This window comes from Actinomadura sp. ATCC 39365 (genome assembly GCF_054392275.1).
On sequence record NZ_CP184335.1, the window covers coordinates 2,510,422 to 2,527,757 of the forward strand.

12 protein-coding genes and 1 pseudogene are annotated in these 17,336 nt (G+C 71.4%); 9 read left to right on the plus strand and 4 right to left on the minus strand.

The genetic code is table 11. The annotated features are described in order from the left end of the window. Positions 1-24 precede the first annotated feature (24 nt). A complete protein-coding gene (locus ACNF49_RS12630) occupies positions 25-1,458 on the minus strand; it encodes an aldehyde dehydrogenase (RefSeq protein ID WP_482943755.1) in 1,434 nt (477 codons plus the stop codon). A gap of 126 nt (positions 1,459-1,584) precedes the next feature. After that, complete coding sequence (locus tag ACNF49_RS12635) at positions 1,585-4,608, minus strand: M14 family metallopeptidase (RefSeq protein WP_482943756.1); 3,024 nt, start codon at positions 4,606-4,608, stop codon at positions 1,585-1,587. 203 nt (positions 4,609-4,811) lie between these two features. Between ACNF49_RS12635 and ACNF49_RS12640 the strand changes: the two genes are divergently transcribed. Then, complete coding sequence (locus tag ACNF49_RS12640; protein WP_357972988.1) at positions 4,812-5,708, plus strand: coiled-coil domain-containing protein; 897 nt, start codon at positions 4,812-4,814, stop codon at positions 5,706-5,708. Here the strand turns inward: ACNF49_RS12640 and ACNF49_RS12645 are convergent. Beyond that, positions 5,690-7,002, minus strand: a pseudogene (locus ACNF49_RS12645) (GH1 family beta-glucosidase). The gene ACNF49_RS12640 and the pseudogene ACNF49_RS12645 overlap by 19 nt on opposite strands. A gap of 88 nt (positions 7,003-7,090) precedes the next feature. Here ACNF49_RS12645 and ACNF49_RS12650 point away from each other — a divergent pair. Continuing rightward, on the plus strand, positions 7,091-7,729 hold the full coding sequence (locus ACNF49_RS12650; protein WP_357972982.1) for a TetR/AcrR family transcriptional regulator: 639 nt from the start codon (positions 7,091-7,093) through the stop codon (positions 7,727-7,729). 5 nt (positions 7,730-7,734) lie between these two features. Here the strand turns inward: ACNF49_RS12650 and ACNF49_RS12655 are convergent, their stop codons facing one another. Further along, positions 7,735-8,658, minus strand: a complete 924-nt coding sequence (locus ACNF49_RS12655) for an aldo/keto reductase (RefSeq protein WP_482943757.1) — start codon at positions 8,656-8,658, stop codon at positions 7,735-7,737. Between the two features lie 80 nt (positions 8,659-8,738). Here ACNF49_RS12655 and ACNF49_RS12660 point away from each other — a divergent pair, with 80 nt between their 5' ends. The 7 genes from ACNF49_RS12660 (at position 8,739) to ACNF49_RS12690 (ending at position 17,324) form a co-directional block, all read left to right on the plus strand. Continuing rightward, positions 8,739-9,098, plus strand: coding sequence for a MerR family transcriptional regulator (locus tag ACNF49_RS12660; protein WP_352352118.1), 360 nt, complete (start codon positions 8,739-8,741; stop codon positions 9,096-9,098). Positions 9,099-9,134: 36 nt separating this feature from the next. Further along, on the plus strand, positions 9,135-10,559 hold the full coding sequence (locus ACNF49_RS12665; RefSeq protein ID WP_482943758.1) for a penicillin-binding transpeptidase domain-containing protein: 1,425 nt from the start codon (positions 9,135-9,137) through the stop codon (positions 10,557-10,559). Between the two features lie 70 nt (positions 10,560-10,629). Beyond that, a complete protein-coding gene (locus ACNF49_RS12670) occupies positions 10,630-12,984 on the plus strand; it encodes an ATP-binding protein (protein ID WP_482943759.1) in 2,355 nt (784 codons plus the stop codon). A 321-nt stretch (positions 12,985-13,305) separates the two neighbouring features. Continuing rightward, entirely contained in the window at positions 13,306-14,115 is an 810-nt protein-coding gene (locus tag ACNF49_RS12675) for an AMP-binding protein (protein ID WP_498702348.1), read from the plus strand. Between the two features lie 123 nt (positions 14,116-14,238). After that, complete coding sequence (locus tag ACNF49_RS12680; RefSeq protein ID WP_482943761.1) at positions 14,239-15,531, plus strand: ABC transporter substrate-binding protein; 1,293 nt, start codon at positions 14,239-14,241, stop codon at positions 15,529-15,531. Positions 15,532-15,585: 54 nt separating this feature from the next. Beyond that, on the plus strand, positions 15,586-16,467 hold the full coding sequence (locus tag ACNF49_RS12685) for a carbohydrate ABC transporter permease (protein WP_357972963.1): 882 nt from the start codon (positions 15,586-15,588) through the stop codon (positions 16,465-16,467). After that, positions 16,464-17,324, plus strand: coding sequence for a carbohydrate ABC transporter permease (locus ACNF49_RS12690; RefSeq protein ID WP_482943762.1), 861 nt, complete (start codon positions 16,464-16,466; stop codon positions 17,322-17,324). The genes ACNF49_RS12685 and ACNF49_RS12690 overlap by 4 nt, the downstream gene beginning before the upstream one ends. Positions 17,325-17,336 lie beyond the last annotated feature (12 nt).

Sequence of the window (17,336 nt, forward strand, 5' to 3'; positions counted from 1 at the left end):
GCGCGGGGCCCCTCTTCGCCGCCGCTAGCCCAGCCGGGCGATCGTCTTGTACTCCAGGTAGCCGTTCAGGCCCTCGGGGCCGAGCTCGCGGCCGATGCCGCTGGCCTTGAAGCCGCCGAAGGGCGCGTTCGACTCCAGCATGAAGCAGTTGACGCCGTAGGTCCCGGTGCGCACCTGGCGGGCGACGTTCATGCCGCGCTCGGTGTCGGCCGTCCAGACCGTGCCGGCCAGGCCGTAGTCGCTGTCGTTGGCGATGCGCAGGGCGTCGGCCTCGTCCTCGTACGGGATCACCGCCAGGACCGGGCCGAAGATCTCCTCGCGGGCGATGCGCATGTCGTTGCCGACGTTGGCGAAGACCGTGGGCGCGACGTACCAGCCGCGGTCGCGGGGACGGTCGAGGCCGCCGACGACGACCTTGGCGCCCTCGTCCATGCCGATCTTGATGTAGCCCTCGACGCGCTCCTGCTGGCGCTTGGCCACCAGCGGGCCGATGCCGGTCGCCGGGTCGGCCGGGTCGCCGACGGGCTGGGAGTTGACCATGTTGGCCACGGCGTCCACGACCTCGTCGTACCGGCTGCGCGAGGCCAGGATGCGGGTCTGGGCGACGCACGCCTGGCCGTTGTTCATCAGCGTGGCCATGGCCAGGAAGCCCATGCTCGCCTGCAGGTCGGCGTCGTCCAGGATGATCGCGGCGGACTTGCCGCCGAGCTCCAGGCTGACCCGCTTGAGCTGCTCGCCGCAGATGGAGGCGATGCGGCGGCCGGCGGCGGTGGAGCCGGTGAAGGCCACCTTGTCGACGCCGGGGTGGGAGATCAGGTGCTCGCTCACCTCGCGCCCGGCGGGCACGATGTTGAGCACGCCCGCCGGGATCCCGGCCTCGGCCGCCCACTCGGCCAGCAGGTACGCGTCCAGCGGCGTCTCGGGCGCGGGCTTGAGCACGATCGTGCACCCGGCCAGCAGCGCGGGCGCGACCTTGGTCATGGTCACGAACTGGGGCACGTTCCACGGGACGACGGCCGCGACGACACCGACCGGCTCGCGCCGCACGGTGATCGGCCCGAACAGCCCGGGACGCTCCTCCTCCTGGGCGAACTCCTTGCCCAGCCCGGCGTAGAACTGCAGCATGCCGAGCGGCTGCGGCGCCTGCGCGAGGTTGGAGAAGGTGATCGGCGAGCCCATCTCCTCGGTGATCAGGGCGGCCATCTCGCCCTGGCGCTCGTTGTAGATCGCCGCCAGCCGCTCGATCACGGCGGCCCGCTCGGCGAACGTCATGCGCGGCCACGGCCCGTGGTCGAACGCCTGGCGGGCGGCGGACACCGCGCGTTCCATGTCCTCGGCGGTGCCGTCGGGGACGCGGCCCACGACCTCCTCGGTGTGGGGGGAGATGACGTCGATCGTCCCGGTGCCCGCCGGGGTCACCCATTCGCCCCCGATGAACAGCTTGTCGTGCTGGCGCATGTCGTGAGCCTCCTGCTTGACCGAATGCTTGCTTGCTGCGCGTACGCCTCAAGGCGACCGAACCATGTTCTGTCCGTGCACGCAAGAGGGGCGCGGCAGCGGTGTGCCGCGCCCCTCGGGGCGTCGCTAGCGGGGGTCGCCCAGCAGGTGCCGCATCGACCGCCTGACCAGGTCCGTACGCGCGGCCTGGTCGCTCAGGCTCTCCACGCCGAAGCCCAGATAGACGGTGTCCGCGGTGACGATGCCGCCGCCCTCCTCGAAGACCTGGTCGGTGCGGAACCAGTTGTTGATCGAGGGGGCCGAGCCGGCCGGCGGCGCGGCCACGGCCCAGCCGCCGAGGTCGGACTCGAAGGAGGTGTCACCGGCCGCCGTGCCGTCCAGGGTGACCTTGGCGTCGTCGAGGAAGACGCCCGCGCCCTGGGTGGACCAGTCGCTGAGGTAGGAGATCGACAGCTCGACCCGCTTGCCCGCGTACGGGGTCAGGTCCACCTTCCACTGCTGCCAGCCGCCGGAGTTGCCCGAGGCGGCGTGCCACGCGCCGGAGGACCCGGTCGGCTCGCAGGCCGCGCCCTGGTAGTGCTGGGTGAACGGGTGGATCACCCGCCAGCCGCCGCTGTTCTCCGCCTTGCAGCTCTCGCCGGTGCTCTGCGAGGTGTGGCCGTTCGCGTCGGGGAGGGTGGTCCAGTCGTCGGCGCCCGCGGTGTGCGCCTCGACCGTCAGGAAGTCCCAGTCGGCCTCGGTGTCGTAGGAGGTCCAGAACGACAGGTCGCCGGAGCTCTTGCCGGTCAGGTCCACGGTCGTGGTCAGCCGCTTCCAGGAGACGTCGGCGATGCCGCTGTAGACGTCCCAGGAGCCGGTGTGCGGGTCGAAGGGGCCGCCGGGGCGTACCCACTTGACCTGGGCCGAGCTCGCGAACAGCGGGAACTGCGCCGGGGGCAGGATGGCCGAGGTGGCCACGAACGAGTTGGTGTGGCCGGGCTGCAGCGTGCCGGCGAAGCCCTCGAACTTGCCGCCGTTGCCCTTCAGCGCGAACGGCTGCCCGCTCGCCTGGTCGGTGCCCCCGTCGTCGAAGAAGACGTAGGCGCCCAGCCAGTACTGCTGGAAGTCGTTGAACACCTGGATGCACGGCGGGTCGTCGGGGACCGTGCACTCGGGGTGGCCGGGCTGGTCGGGCTCGTAGTAGTACGCGCCGTTGTTGTTGGCCGCGTACGAGGGGTACTTGCCGGCGTGCAGCAGCTTGCCGCCCTCGTTCAGGTAGTCGCGCACCGCCAGCTCGGTGTCCACGCCGCCCTTCGACGTGGTGCCGGCGACCTGCCCGGGGGAGCGGGGGATGACGTCGTCGCCGGTCTCCCAGACCACCGCCTTGTAGTGGCTGAGCACGCCGAGCGGGTGCGGAGCCTTGCGGCCCATCTTGTCCATGTCGTAGACGTCGGCCGGGTATCCGGCGTCCTGGAGCGCCTTGACGTAGTCGGCGGCGTACTTGGCCTCGGTCCCGCCCTGGGCCGGGCTGAGGCCGGTGACGTCCTCGGCGGCCAGGACGAGAACCTTGCCGCCGATGTCGTCCTGCACGGTGTAGGTGAAGTCGCCGCTCTTCCTGCCGATCGCGCTGAACCAGACCTTGACCTTGTCGCCCGGCCGGGTGCCGGTGATCTTTCCGCGCAGCCGGTGGTAGTAGCGGTCGTAGCCCTTGCCGTACCGCTCGCCGCCCTTCCACTCGCCGGTCGGCGCGATCCTCGTCCGGCCGCCGTTGACCTGGTAGTTGAGCAGGACGGGGCCGACCTTACGCTTGGCCGTGACCTGGACGGCCTGGTCGGTGCCGTAGCTGAACTCGAACGGGTCGAGCACGAAGTCGGGCGTCCTGTTGCCCAGGTGGCTGACCGGCTCGACCGGGTCGGCCGCGGACCTGGCGACGTCGAGCGCGAACGGCAGGTTCTTCGCGAACTCCGCCTGCACCGCCGCCTCGTCGTCGGGGAAGACGAACCCGCAGCCGTCGCAGCCCTCGTCGAGCTCCGGCGTCCAGGACAGGGTGCCGTACCGGGCGTGGGCGTGGTCGTTGGTGTCGCCGTTCGTGGTGTAGAGCTCCGCGCCGAGGTCGGGGTCGAACCCGGGGACGGCCGGGGCGTCGTCGTCGCCGGTCAGGGCCTCGTAGATCGGGTTGTCCGCGGTCTTCGTGGCGATCTGGAACCCGCTCGGGTAGAGCAGCAGCGGGCCGAAGGAGTGGTAGTTCAGGTTCATCTCGAACCTGACCCGGTTGAGCAGGCCGTCCATGGCCCTGGTCTCGGGCTCGCTGGCCGGGCCGGTCCCGCGGAAGGTCTCGCTGCTCGGGATGCTCGACGAGCCCTCCTCGTCGTAGCGGAAGTTCGTGGGGAAGTTGCGGTTCGGGTCCACGCCGTCGCCGTTGGCGATCTTCCCGTCGCCGTCGTTGTCGCGCAGGTTCTTGCGCCACAGGCGGTTGCCCTCGGTGAAGGTGAAGTCGTAGCCGTCGGGGTTGGCCACCGGCACGAACCACAGCTCGGTCCGGTTGAGCAGGTCCCGCAGCGCCGACCTGTTGGCGACCACGTACTTCAGCAGCCGCATGTCCACCTCGGCGGCGATCCACTCGCGGGCGTGCTGGGTGGCCGAGTAGAGCGTGGCGGGCTTGAGGCCGTCGGGCAGCAGCCGGGCTCCGGTGGAGACCTTGGCGGCGAGGATGTCCTGGCCCTTGAGCGTCCTGCCGATGGACTGCAGCTTGACGATGTCCCTGTTGGCGTTCGCGATCGCCCTGAGCTGGTCGGCGATGCCGCCCTGCTCGGAGTACGACCGCCACACGGTGTAGCCGCCGGCCGCCTGGGCCTTGGCGGCCTGGAGGTTGCTCTGCCCCTGCGGGTTGCGCACGGGCTCGGGCCGCAGGCCGAGCTTGGCCAGTCCGGCCAGGTCGGCCTGGGCGGCGGTCAGCTCGACGTGTTCCTTGTCGCCGCCGTTCTCGTGCTGGACGACGTCGAAGCCCTTCTCCCGCAGGAACTGGGCGGTGCCCGGCTTGCCGTCCACCTGGTAGAGGTCGATGCGGTCGCCGGGCGGCAGCGGATCGACCGACGCCTCGGCGGTGAGGGGGACGAGGGAGGTGCCCAGGCCGAGAAGCACGGCCGCGGCGATGGTCATGATTCGAGACACGATCTGCCCCTTCGCAGAGACGAGTTCGATCGCCATCTCAGACCGGGATCAAGCCCTCCACAAGGCCCAATCTTTTAGATCTTCCTTATTTCCGACAAAGGACTATGTACCTCGCCAAAGGTGCGTCAGTTGGCTGGTTCGGATGACAGCCATCAAGATCATCTTCTATAGTTTCGGTCCGTCTATGCGAGGAGGGGACGGGTGTGAGGATCTGGCGGCTCGCCGCGGTCTTCGTCGTCCTCTCCGGGCTGCTCGGGCTCGCCTCCCCGCAGCCGGCGTCGGCCGATCCCAACATCGATGAGCTGCGCAGACTCACCAAGCAGGCGTCCCGGCTCAACGACCTCTACCGCGGCCAGATCCAGAGCCTGGAGGAGATCAGGATCCAGGCCAAGAACGCCACCGACACCTCCGGCGACCTGGCGGCGCGCCTGGCCGCGGCCCAGGCCGGCGTGGCCGAGATCGCGCGCCAGACGTACGTCAACGGCCCCCTCGACGGCATGCAGCTGTTCGGCCTCAGCGTCGACCCGGCCACCGCGCTCGGGCAGGCCGCGAACATGTCGTACATGGCCACCGAGCGGACCGAGCGCGTCCAGAGCATCCAGAAGCTCATCGCGAAGTCCAAAGAGGCCAAGCTCAACGCCAACGACAAGATCAACAAGCTGAAGAAGGAGATCAAGACCCTTCAGGGCAAGCGGCGCGAGATCGAGCGGCTGCTCGCCAAGTACGGCTTCCAGCAGCCCGGCGGCGCCGAGGGCCTGACCCAGCGCATGATCACGGTACGCGCCGAGATCATGCAGAACTTCCCGATGAAGTACGGCGTGGGCTGCCTGCGCCCCGGCGACCCCGGCGAGCACGGCAAGGGCCGGGCCTGCGACTTCATGATGTCCCGCGGCGGCACCATGGCCTCCGGGGCCGACGCCGACCGCGGGGACGCCCTGGCCGAATGGCTCATCAAGAACGGCTCGCGGATCGGCGTCATGTACATCATCTGGAAGCAGCGCTACTACGACATCCGGTCAGGCGGAGGCTGGGACCCCATGTCCGACCGGGGCGGCGTGACCGCCAACCACTACGACCACGTTCACGTGTCGGTGTTCTGAGCGACGCGCTCCCTGTACCACGCGTAGGACGCCTTGGGCGTGCGGCGGCCCGTGGCGAAGTCCACGTGCACCAGGCCGAAGCGCTGGTGGTAGCCCTCGGCCCACTCGAAGTTGTCCAGCAGCGACCACACGAAGTAGCCGCGCACGTCCACGCCCTCGGCCCGCGCGGCCATGACGGCGTCGATGTGGCCGCGCAGGTAGTCGATGCGGGCCTGGTCCTCGACCGTGCCCTGCGGGGTGAGCTCGTCGGGCTGGGAGCAGCCGTTCTCGGTGACGTGGATCGGCGGGAGCGCGCTGCCGTACCGGGCCTTGAGTCCGGTCAGGAGCTCGCGCAGGCCGTCGGGGACGACCGGCCAGCCGAACGCGGTGGTGGGATACCCGGTGACGCCGGTGTCGGTGAACGGGAGCAGCTCGCCGGGGGGCGGGGCGGCGATCCGGGTGGGGTTGTAGTAGTTGATGCCGAGGGCGTCCAGGGGGCGGAGATGGTCTCCAGGTCGCCGTCGTGGATGAAGTCGAGGTCGGCTGTGTAGGCCGAAAGATCTGGATATTTCCCGAGAAGCACCGGGTCGTTGAACAGCCGGTTGTGCAGGACGTCGTAGGCGTCGGCGGCCTTGACGTCCGCCTCCTCCTGCGACGCGGGCCAGACCGGCGTGCAGTTGTTGGTGATGGCCACCTGCCGCGCGCCCGCCGCGCGCAGGGCCCCGGCCGCCAGGCCGTGGCCGAGGAGCTGGTGGTGGGCGACGGGGAGGGCGTCGAGCAGCAGGGCCTGGCCGGGGGCGTGGATGCCCATGGCATGGCCGAAGGCCATGTGGACGAACGGCTCGTTCAGGGTGATCCACAGCGGGATGCGGTCGGCCAGGCGCTCGGCGACGATCGCGGCGTAGTCGGCGAAGCGGCCGGCCGTGTCGCGGTCCGTCCAGCCGCCCCGGTCCTGGAGGGCCTGGGGCAGGTCCCAGTGGAAGAGCGTCGGCACGGGCTGGATGCCGGCCGCCAGCAGGCCGTCGGTGAGGCGTTCGTAGAAGTCGAGGCCGGCGGGGTTGACCTCGCCGGCGCCGAGCGGCTGCACCCGCGGCCAGGCGATGGAGAAGCGGTAGGCGTTCACGCCGAGGCCGGACATGAGGGCGACGTCCTCGCGCCAGCGGTGGTAGTGGTCGCAGGCCACGTCCCCGGTGTGGCCGTCCCTGGTCCGGCCGGGCTCGTGGGCGAAGGTGTCCCAGATGGACGCGCCCCGGCCGTCCTCGGCCACCGCGCCCTCGATCTGGTAGGCGGCGGTCGCCGTACCCCATAAGAACATCTCGGCTCCTTTATGCGAGTATGGCTCATGTTAACGGACGGCAAAGTGGCCGGTCTGTACCTGCTGGTAATAAGCCAGGATGGAGAGCATGACGAGTACCTTGCGCCGCCGTCCCGCCCAGCGCCGGAGCGTGGAGCGGGTGGAGCGGATGCTCGACGAGTGTGCGCTCCTGCTCGACGAGGTGGGCTACGAGGCGTTGACCACGAAGGAGGTCGCGCGCCGCGCCGAGGTCCCCATCGGCACCTTCTACCAGTTCTTCCACGACAAGCAGGGCCTGGTGCGCGCCCTCGCGCTGCGCAACCTGGAGGCGTTCCTCCAGCGGGTCACCCAGTGCATCGCCGAGGCCGACCTCGGCCACTGGACCGACCTGGTCGACCTGGCCATCGACGAGTTCGTCGACATGAAGCGCACCACCCCCGGGTTCGCGGTGGTCGACTTCGGCGAGGTCCTGCCCACCCCGGGCGGGCCGCCGCTGGAGGGCACCAACCGCACGCTCGACAGCGCCCTCGACAACAACGTCATCGTGGCCGACCGGTTGCGCGCCCTCACCCTCGCCCTGCTCGACGCACCCGCCGGCCCCGGGCTCGACCGGGCGCTCGTGGTGGCCGTCGAGGCCACCGACGCCGTGCTCAAGCTCGCCTTCCGGGCCGATCCCGGCGGCGACGCCGACCTGATCGCCGAGTGCAAGCAGCTCGTCCGCCGCTACCTCGCCGACCACCTGCCCTGACCCCCCTATGCGACGGCGTCCAGCCGGGCGCGCAGCTCGGCGTCCAGCTTGACGTCCGCCGCGCCGACGACCTCGTCGAGCTGGGCCGTCGTGGACACGCCGACCACGGGCACGTGACCGTCGGCCATCAGCCACGCCAGCACCACCTGGTTGGGCGTCGCGCCCAGCTCGACGGCCACCTCGCGCAGCGCGGCCAGGCGGCGGGCGGTGCCCGGGTGGTCGTAGACCTCCGGCATGGGCCGGTCGGCCCGCGTGTAGGCCCCCGACATCAGCGTGTTGTAGGCCCACAACGTCACGTCCGGCTCGGCGGCGACGTAGTCGAGGGTCTCGTCCGAGGCCAGCGTGTGGCCGCCCTCCGGGAGCCGGGTGAAGGGCCGCGGGCGCAGGTAGGTGTGGCGGAGCTGGAGGTGGCCGTACGGCAGCCAGCCGTGCGCGCCCGAGAGGTTCCTGGCCCGCTCCAGCCGCCAGGCGGCGATGTTGCTCGCCCCCAGCGCGCGGACCTTGCCCTGTTCGGCCAGCGTGTTCAGGGCGCCGAGCGTCTCGTGCAGCGGCACCGAACGGTCCTCGATGTGCGACCAGTACAGGTCGACGTAGTCGGTCCGCAGCCTCCGCAGGCTGCCCTCGGCGGCCCGCGCGACGGCCGCCGCCGACAGGCCCTCGGCCGAGTCGAGGGTGCGGTCGCCGGGCACGGTCGGCCGGGCCCCGCCCTTGGTGCCGATGAAGACGCGGTCCCGGTTGCCGCGCGCGGCCAGCCAGGCGCCGATGGCCTCCTCGCTCTCGTCGCCGGTGCGGCCCTCGTTCCAGAAGGGGTAGTTGTTGGCGGTGTCCAGCATGGTGCCGCCGGCGTCCTGGAAGCGGTCGAGGATGGCGAAGGTCTCCCGCAGGCCGACGCCGGTGCCGAACGGGATGGTGCCGAGTGCGATGTTCATGGGCCAGACCCTCGGACCTGGAGCGCACTCCATGTCAAGGCGTTGACCTGGAGTGCGCTCCAGGTGAAAGACTGGGACGCGTGAGCGTGTACACCCCCGCCGAGGTCGTCGAGGAGACCGGCTTCAGCCTCGACACTCTCCGCTACTACGAGAAGATCGGCCTGCTGGAGCGCGTGGAGCGCAACGCGGCCGGTCAGCGCAGGTTCAGTGAAGAGGACGTCGGCTGGCTCGGCATGATCCGCTGCCTGCGCGACACCGGCATGCCCATCGCCATGCTGCTGCGCTTCGCCGAGCTCGTCCGCGGCGGCGACGACACGATCCCCGACCGCATCAGGCTCCTGGAGGAGCACGACCGGCAGGTCCAGGCCCAGATCGCCAACCTGGCCGAGCGCCAGAACTACATCCACCGCAAGATTTCCTACTACCGCAGCGTCCTGTAGCCCTGCCTTGGTGGTCCGGTTGTTAGACCAAGGACCATGGCGGGAACCAGGGCGAAGCAGATCGACGTCCCGCTGGGCCGCATGGCCGTGCTCTGCGCGGCCCTGCTGTTCGTCCTGCTGGCCCACGTCACGGTCGTCCAGGCGTTCGGGGCGCGGGCGCTCAACGCCGACCGCCGCAACGAGCGCTCGCTCATCGCCCGGTTCGCCCGTCCGCGCGGCGACATCCTGACCTACGACGGCGCGACCGTGGCCAGGAGCCGCCCGACGCCCGGCGGCGGCCCGTACCGGTTCCAGCGGGTCTACACCGACGGCGAGCTCTACGCCCCCGTGACCGGCTACATGTCCCTCTACCGTTCCACGGGCGTGGAGGAGGCCGAGGACGGCGTCCTGTCCGGCGACGACGCCAAGGTCAAGGTGCGCTCGATGGTCAGCGACGGCGACGTGGCCGGCGCCGACGTGCGGCTGACCATCGGCCAGCGCACCCAGTGGGCCGCCTACCACGCCCTGGAGGCCGCCGGCGTGCCCGGGGCGGCCGTGGCCATCGATCCGGCGACCGGCGCGATCCTCGCCCTGGCCAGCTACCCGTCCTACGACCCCAACACGCTGGCCACCTTCGACCCCGCCCGGCTCGACGGCGCCCTCGACCGGCTGCGCGACGCCCCCGGCCGGCCCCTGCTGAACCGGGCGCTGGACCAGGTCTATCCGCCGGGGGCCACGTTCAGGCTGGTGACCACGGCGGCGGCGCTGGCCTCGGGCGAGTACACGCCCACGGCCCCCGTGGAGGCCGCCCTCCGCCCGCGGCTGCCCGGCTCGCTCGCCGGTCCGTGCGGCAGGCCCCGGCCCACGCTGCTGCGCGCCTTCCAGACCTCGTGCGAGACCGCGTTCGCGGGCATCGGGGTGCGGCTCGGCCAGGACAGCCTCAGGGACCAGGCCGAGGCGTTCGGGTTCGGCGACGGGGACCTGCGCGTGCCGATGGCCGCGGCGCCCAGCACGTACCCGCAGGGCATGGACCGGGCGCGGACCGCCCTGTCGGCCGTCGGCCGGGACCAGGACCGGGCGACGCCGCTGATGGTCGCGATGTTGTCGGCGGCCGTGGCCAACAACGGCGTGCTGATGCGGCCGTACCTGGTGGAGGAGGTGAGCCTGCCGGACGGCTCGCTGCTCGGCCAGGCGGGGCCGCAGCCGTACCGCACCACCATGACGACCGTCCAGGCCCGCTACCTGGCCGCGATGATGACCACGGAGACGCACGCGGGCGGGCCGGGGGCGGCCGTCGCCGTCCCCGGCGTCGAGGTGGCCGCCAAGATCGCCGCGACGGGCGGCGAGCACGCGCTGGCCACGGCGTTCGCCCCGGCGACCGCCCCGGAGGTGGCGGTCGGCGTGGTGCTGGAGCAGCCCGGCCCCCGGGCCGGTGCGGTGGCGCAGGTGGCCCGCACGGTGCTGGAGGCCGCGCTGGCCTGACCGCGGGCCGCCGAGTTCTCCACCGATTTGAGTCTGGGCGCGAACGGTAGTTGATGCCACACTCACAGTGATGCTGCGAACCGCCGATTTCCGCAACCTGCCGGCCGAGCCCAACCAGTTCGTGGGCCGGGAGTCCGATCTCGATGAGCTGGCCCACCTCGGCCGCGTCTCGCGCGTGGTGACGCTGTGCGGCGCGGGGGGCATCGGCAAGACGCGCCTGGCCCTGCGCCTGGCCGCCCGGGTCGCCGCCGAGCACCCCGACGGCGTGTGGCTGGTCGAGCTGGCCGACGTGGAGAAGGGCGAGCTGCGGGAGCGGGTCTGCGCCGCGCTCGGCATCGCCGAGGATCTGGCGGACACCATCGGCGGCCGCCGGGTGCTGCTCGTCCTGGACAACTGCGAGCCGGTGGTCGGCGAGTGCGCCGAGCTCTGCCGCGACCTGCTCGGCGCCTGCCCGCGGCTCACCGTGCTGGCCACCAGCCGCGAGCCGCTGCGGGTGCCGGGCGAGACGGTCTGGCGGGTGCCGCCGCTCTCACTCGTCGGCGAGGAGAGCGAGGCCGTGCGCCTGTTCGTGACCAGGGCCACCGCCGCGCGTCCTGGCTTCGAGCTGAACGAGGAGACGCTGCCACTGGCGATCGAGCTGTGCCAGGCGCTCGACGGGCTGCCGCTGGCGCTCGAGCTGGCCGCCGCCATGGTGCGGGTGTTGTCGGTCAGGCAACTCGTCGAGCGGCTCGACGACCGGTTCAGGGTGCTGGCGGGCGGCGCCCGTACGGCCCACGCCAGGCACCGTACGCTGCGCGCCGCCGTCGACTGGAGCTACCGTCTGCTCAGCCCCCAGGAACGCCTGCTGCTGCGCCGCGTGGCGGCCTTCCGCTCCTGCTGGACGCTCGACCTGGCCGAAGCGGTGTGCGCCGGCACCGGCCTGCCCGAGGAGGACGTGCTGCCGCGCCTGTGCGACCTGGTGGACAAGTCGCTGGTCGTGCTCGACGGCGAGGTCGCCGGCCAGGCCCGCTACCGGCTGCTGGAGACCGTCCGCGAATACGCGCTGGAGCAGCTCGCGGAGTCCGGCGAGGAGGCGGCGCTGCGCCGCGCGCATCTGGCCGCGCTCGCCGGGCTGGCCGGCCGGTTCAAGGACGTCCTCGCGCCGGGCACGCGCACGTCGTGGCCCGTGGTCGAGCGCTTCGTCAACCTGTTCGACGGGCTCAAGGCCGAGGTGGGCGCGGCCTGCGACTGGGCCGTGGCGAGCGGGTCGCCGCAGACCGCCCTGCAGCTGCTGACCGACGTGCGCTACCTGCTCATGGCCAGCGGGCGGCGGCTGGACATCGCCGAACGGCTCGACCGGCTGCTCGCGCTCGACGCCCCCGACGTGCCCGAGGGTTTACGCGGGCAGGCGATGATCCTGCGCGGTGAGCTGGCGCTCGCGGCCGGCGAGACGGGGCTCGCGGCGCGGTGCGTACAGATCGGGCTGGCGCTGTGCGTCGACGCCCAGGACGCCTACGGCGAGGCCGTGGGCCTGATCATGCTGGCCCAGGCGACCGGCGACCAGGAGCCCCTGACCCCGGCCCTGGAGGCGGCGCGGCGGCGCGGCGACCCGATCCTGGAGTCGCTCGCCCAGGGCACCCGGGCCGACTTCGGCCTGCGGGCCGGCCGCCTGCACGAGGCGCGGCGCGCGTTCGAGGAGGTCCTGTCGCTGAGCGAACGGCTGGACAACCACCTCGGCCAGTCCTACGGGCACGTCGGCCTGGCCCAGATCGCCCGGCGCACCGGCGACCGGCTGGGCGCCCGGCGGCACTACGAGGCCGGCCTGCGCCTGCTGCGGCACATCGACGCCCGGCAGCAGATCGTGAGCTGCCTGGCCGGGCTCGGCCGCGTCGCGCTGGACGAGGGCGACCTGGCCGAGGCGCGCGCCCGGCTCACCGAGGCGCTGGTGCTCAGCCGCGACGCGGGCCTGCGCGACAGCATCGCCCGGCGGCTGGCGGCCTGGGCGCGCCTGGTCGCGGCCGAGGGCGACGACCGGCGCGCGGTCCTGCTGGCCGCCGCCTCCCTGGGACTGCGCGACCGCCGCCCCGACGCCCGCACCGAAGAGCTGCTGGCCCCCGCCCGCGACCGGCTCGGCGAGGCCCTGGTGGCGCTGCTGTGGGCCGAGGGCCTGGCGATGACGGCCGACCAGGCGGTCTCGTGCGCGCTCGGCGGCCCGTTGCCCGAGCTGCCGGCCGCGCCGGTCGTCCCCGCCGCCCAGGACAGCAGGCTGACGGCCAGGGAACGCGAGATCGCCGAGCTGGTGGCCCGCGGGCTGAGCAACCGGGCCATCGCCGACGAACTGGTGATCAGCCCGGCCACCGCCGCGCGGCACGTCGCCAACATCCTCGGCAAGCTGGGCTTCTCCACACGTACACAGATTGCCGCATGGGTGATCGGCGGACGCTGATCCCGGCGGGTTCTCTACACATCGCCGCCGCCCGGCGCTTACATCGTCGAATGGCCATGTCAGCGCATGTGCCGCCCCCGTCCGAGCGCCTACCGTTCTGCGTGTGATCGACCGCGCCCCGCGCTTCCCGTCCTCGCGCCGGGGGCCGCGGCGGCCGATCGACCGAGGGACGTCACGCGTCCCGACGGAGCCGGGCCTTCTCGGAGGGGTGGGGGCCCGGTTCCAGGGCGCGTGACAGCGGGCTCGAGTCGCGCAGGGCTCGGGCCCGCCCACCTCGGCCCTGGGCTGGGGAAATGCACACCGCTCTACATAGATCGGTGGATGCGGCCGGCGCGCGGGCGACCGTACGTTGACGGGCATGACGCCGTCCGCCTCGTCCTCCGGCACCGTGATCCACGAGGTGTTCTGCCGGGCCTACGAGCGGGGCGAGCGGCCGGCGCTCATCGATCTGCGCGGCGGCCACGTCTACGGCTACCGCAGCCTGGTGACCGAGGTGACCAGGGCGGCGTCCGGGCTGGTGCGCAGGGAGCGCGCCGCGACCAGGTGGTGGGGGTGCACGTCTCCACGACCGGCACCCAGACGGTGGCCCTGCACACCGTGCTGGCGGCGGGCGGGGTGGCCGCGCCGATCGGTGCGGGGCTCGGCGCCGAGGAGGTGGCGGCGCTGCTGCGCGAGTGCGACGCCCGCATGCTGATCACCACCCCCGACCTGGCGGAGACGGCGATCGCGGCGGCCGACGGCTCCCGCGTGCGCCAGGTGGTCTCGCTGGGCCCGGCGCTCGACACGATCGACTTCCGCGGCCTGCTCGTGCTGGAGCCCACCGCGCTGCCCGCCCTCGACGCCAAGCGCCAGGACGCGCTGGCGCTGCCCGGCGGCGCCCGGCTCACGCACGCCGACCTGCTGGCCAGGATGGCCGAGCTCGACGTGCCCATCGGCCTGGTGGAGTCCGACGTCGTGCTGTGCACGTGGCCGCCCGGCGACGGCGCCGACCTGCCCGCCCTGGTCGGCCTGGCCGTGTCCAAGGGCGCGCTGGTCGTGGCCGCGGGCCGCGGTGACCTGCCCGGATCCGGCTACGACGCGGGCGTCACCGTGCTCACCGGGCCGGCCGGCACGCTGGAGCGCGTCGGCTGAGTATGCGGACCTGTTACCTGCTCCGCCCTTGACGTCGGCGCGCGCGAAGTGGGTTGATAGCCGTTGTTGACAACGTTGTCAAAGGTCACCAACTTCGGGGGATCGCGAAGGGAATGGTGTGCGATGCGACGGTGGTTAGCGGCCGTCTCGATCACGATGGCGGGCGTTCTGGGCCTGGCGGGCTGCGGCGGAGGCAGCGGCGGCCGGACTTCTGAGCCGGGTTCGTCGAGCGGCGGCAAGAAGCAGGTGGAGGTCTTCTCCTGGTGGACTGGCCCCGGTGAGGCCGACGGCCTCCAGGCGATGAAGAAGATATTCGAGGACAAGAACCCGAACTACACGTTCTTCGACGCCGCCGTGGCGGGCGGCTCGGGTGACAAGGCCAAGGCGCTGTTGCAGTCGAAGTTGCAGGCCGGCACGCCGCCCGACACGTTCCAGGGGCACGCCGGCGCCGAGTTGCAGGGCTACATCAAGGCGGGCAACCTGGAGGACCTGACGTTCCTGTACGACGAGCTGAAGCTCAAGGACGTCTTCCCCGCCCAGCTCGTCGAGCAGATCGGCGTCGAGGGCAAGATCTACTCGGTGCCGGTCAACATCCACCGGTCGAACGTCCTGTGGTTCAACCCCAAGGTGCTCAAGGACGCCGGCATCGCGGCCGCGCCCAAGACGATCGAGGAGTTCATCGCCGACCTGGAGAAGGTCAAGGCCAAGGGCAAGATCCCGATCTCCGTCGGCTCGGAGTGGACCGCCACCCACCTGCTGGAGAACGTGCTGCTCGGCTCGCTCGGCACCGACGCCTACAACGCGCTGTTCAAGCCGGGCGCCGACTGGAGCGGCCCGCAGATGACGAAGGCGCTGGAGAACTACGCCAAGATCATGTCGTACGCGGGCGATCCGCAGGACGACTGGCAGCCCGCCGCCAAGCAGGTGGCCGACGGCGAGGCGGCGTTCAACATCATGGGCGACTGGGCCTACGGCTACTTCCACAACCCGCCGGAGGGCGGCCTCGGCAAGACGTCCAAGACGGACTTCGACTGGGCGCCCGCGCCCGGCACCGAGGGCACCTACATGTGGCTGTCGGACAGCTTCACCCTGCCCAAGGGCGCCAAGAACCGGGACGGGGCCGTGGCGTGGCTGAAGGTCGCGGCGAGCAAGGAGGGGCAGGACGCCTTCAACCCCAAGAAGGGCTCCATCCCCGCCCGCAAGGACGCCGACCAGTCGCTCTACACCGACTACCTGGCCGACGCGCTGAAGGACTGGTCGGGCAACAAGCTGGCCGGCTCCATCCAGCACGGCGTCTCGGTGAGCCAGCCGTGGCTGGCCTCGATCAACGAGGCGGTCGGGCTGTTCATCGGCAGCAAGGACGTCAAGGGCCTGCAGCAGGGCCTGGCCGACGCGGCCAAGGCCAACGCTCAGTGACGCATGCGGGTACGGCGGGGAGCTCCCGCCGTACCCGCGCGAAGGGAAACGGTTGTGAGGCGGGCACGCACCTGGCTGCCCGGACTCCTCCTCGTCGCGCCGTCGATCGTGGCGATCGGCGTGTTCGTGTACGGCATGCTGGGCTGGAACTTCCGCCTGGCCATGACGGACCAGCACGATGAGGTGTCCGAGGGCACGTTCGTGGGGCTGAAGAACTTCGTCGACATCTGGGACCAGGCGCGCTGGCGCCTGTCGGTCGACCACGCGATCGTGTTCACGATCGCGTTCGTGGCGGGGGCGCTGGTGCTGGGCTGGTTCCTTGCGTTCCTCATGGAGAAGGGGATCTGGGGGGAGGGCACGTTCCGGGCGATCTACCTGTTCCCGATGGCCGTGTCGTTCGTCGCGACCGGCATCGTGTGGCGGTGGCTGATGAACTCCGGGACGGGCGAGCGGGCGGTCGGCCTGAACCGGCTGTTCGACGCGATCGGGCTGCCGCAGTGGCAGTGGTTCAGGGATCCGGACTGGGGGATGGCCGCGATGGCGCTCCCAGCAATCTGGCAGATGTCCGGATATGTCATGGCGTTGTTCCTGGCGGGCTTCCGCGGCGTCCCCGAGGAGCTGCGCGAGGCCGCGCGGGTGGACGGCGCCGGCGAGTGGGGCGTCTACCGGCACGTGGTGCTGCCCATGCTCAGGCCGGTCACCCTGTCGGCGCTGATCATCCTGGGACACATCTCGCTCAAGGTCTTCGACCTCATCGTGGCGGTGTCCGGCAAGCAGATCATCACCGACGTGCCCGCGGTGTTCATGTGGGTGGCGGTCTACGACTCGCACGACCCGGCGAAGGGGGCCACGATCGCCTCGTACATCGTGCTCAGCGTGGCGGTCTTCGTGATCCCGTACCTGATCTGGTCGGTGCGCAAGGAGCGCAGGCCATGACGGCCGTCGCGGCCCGGCGCAGGACCGGGTTCGGGGTCGTGCGGTTCTGCCTGCTGCTCGCCCTGGTGGTCGTCGTCCTCGTGCCGATCTACGTGCTGCTGGCCACCAGCTTCAAGCCGCTCACCGAGGCCGACCCCGGCCAGGCGTGGAACCTGCCGAAGACGTGGACCACCGAGGCGTGGCGGGTGGCCTGGGAGAAGCTGGCCCCCGGCCTGTGGAACAGCGTGCTGCTGGCCGTCCCCGGATCGCTGCTGTCGTGCGCGTTCGGGTCGATGAACGGCTACGTGCTGTCCAAATGGCGCTTCCCCGGCGCGGACGTGCTGTTCACGCTGTTCCTGTTCGGCATGTTCATCCCCTACCAGGGCGTGATGATCCCGCTGGTCAAGCTCATGGTCTGGCTGAACGAGCAGACCGGGCTGCAGGGCGTCTTCTACGGCGGCATCCCGGGCCTGGTGCTCGCGCACGTCGTGTACGGCATCCCCATCTGCACGCTGATCTTCCGCAACTACTACGTCACGATCCCCGACGAGCTGATCGAGGCCGCGCGGGTGGACGGGGCTGGGATGCTGCGCGCGTACTGGTCGGTCGTGCTGCCGGTGTCGTGGCCCGCGATCGCGGTGGTGATCATCTGGCAGTTCACCTCCCTGTGGAACGACTTCCTGTTCGCCGTCTTCATCACCGGGCCCCAGAGCTGGCCGACCACCGTCATGCTCAACAACATCGCCGGGGCCCAGGCCACCCCCTACAGCCAGCAGATGGCCGCGGCCATCCTGGCCTCGATCCCGACCATGCTGATCTACGTGCTGCTCGGCCGGTTCTTCATGCGCGGCCTGATGGCGGGCGCGCTGAAGGGCTGACGCGGGACGGCC